The organism is Pseudomonas brassicacearum (genome assembly GCF_003732265.1).
Taxonomy (GTDB): Bacteria; Pseudomonadota; Gammaproteobacteria; order Pseudomonadales; family Pseudomonadaceae; genus Aquipseudomonas; species Aquipseudomonas brassicacearum_D.
Map to the genome: position 1 here is coordinate 1 of NZ_MOBK01000022.1, position 1,199 is coordinate 1,199.

1 protein-coding gene is annotated in these 1,199 nt (G+C 56.8%); it reads right to left on the minus strand.

The window, feature by feature from the left end; translation table 11 throughout:
* On the minus strand, positions 1-1,147 hold a 1,147-nt coding region (locus BK660_RS29825; protein ID WP_123436386.1), incomplete at its 3' end, for an IS256 family transposase.
* Positions 1,148-1,199 lie beyond the last annotated feature (52 nt).

Consider the following 1,199-nt stretch of genomic DNA (forward strand, 5'->3'; position numbering starts at 1 on the left):
GCAGTCCAAGCCAGATCAGTTTTGTCGCCGCATCGTCAGTCGGGAAGTGACCTCGGGTCTTGATGATCTTGCGCAGCTGAGCGTTGATGCTCTCAATGGCGTTGGTCGTGTAGATCACCTTTCGGATCGCCGGCGGGAAAACGAAAAATGGAATCACTCGATCCCAAGCGCGGCGCCAAGCCGCCACTACCGTCGGATACTGCTTGCCCCATGGCCCGCTTTCAAACGCATCCAGCGCCTGCTCGGCCGCGTCGGCGGTGACTGCCTGATAGATCGGTTTGAGCGCCTTGGCCAGTTCGCGACGCTTGTCCCAAGCCGCGTAATCAAGACTGTTGCGGATCAGATGAACAATGCAGGTTTGCAGTGTCGTGTCTGGAAATACGGCGCTGAGAGCTTCTGGCATGCCTTTAAGGCCATCGGTCACAGCAATCAACACGTCCTCGACGCCGCGGGTCTTGAGGTCGTTGAAAACCTTCATCCAGAATTTGGCGCCCTCGGTAGTTTCGATCCAAATGCCGAGAATATCGCGTGTTCCGTCAGGCAAAACCCCCAGGGCCAAGTAGATCGCCTTGTTGCGAACCAGCCCCTCTTCGCGGATTTTGACCCGCAGAGCATCGAAGAAAATAACCGGATACATCGGCTCCAAAGGCCGCTGTTGCCATGCACCGATCTCTGCCATGACCTCGTCGGTTACGGAGCTGATGAAGTCGGGAGAAACGTCCGTACCGTACTGCTCGGAAAGAAACGCACGGATCTCTCTGACCGTCATTCCACGGGCATACATGGCGATGATCTTGTCGTCGAAACCGGTGTAACGACGCTCGTGTTTGGGGATCAGGATGGGCGAGAAACTACCGTCCCGGTCCCGAGGAATATCCAGTCGAAGCGGGCCATCGCCGGTTAGAACCGTCTTGCTGCTTTTGCCATTGCGCTGGTTGGTTTCATCCTCTGGGCGCTGCGCGCCCGGCGGATAGCCCAGGTGGTGGCCGAGCTCAGCACTCAGGGCTCGCTCGATCAAAGCCTTCTTGAACGCCGCAGAGGCGTCCTCAATGGCTTCAGCTGTCATCGGTCCATCAGTGAATTGCTCGAGCAGCTCTTTCGGGATTTTCGGCAGCTCTCGCAACGCGGGTTTCTTCTTGGTTGGCATACATGCACCTCTTACTCATGTTATGCCCGAACACAAAATTTCTGACACCCCC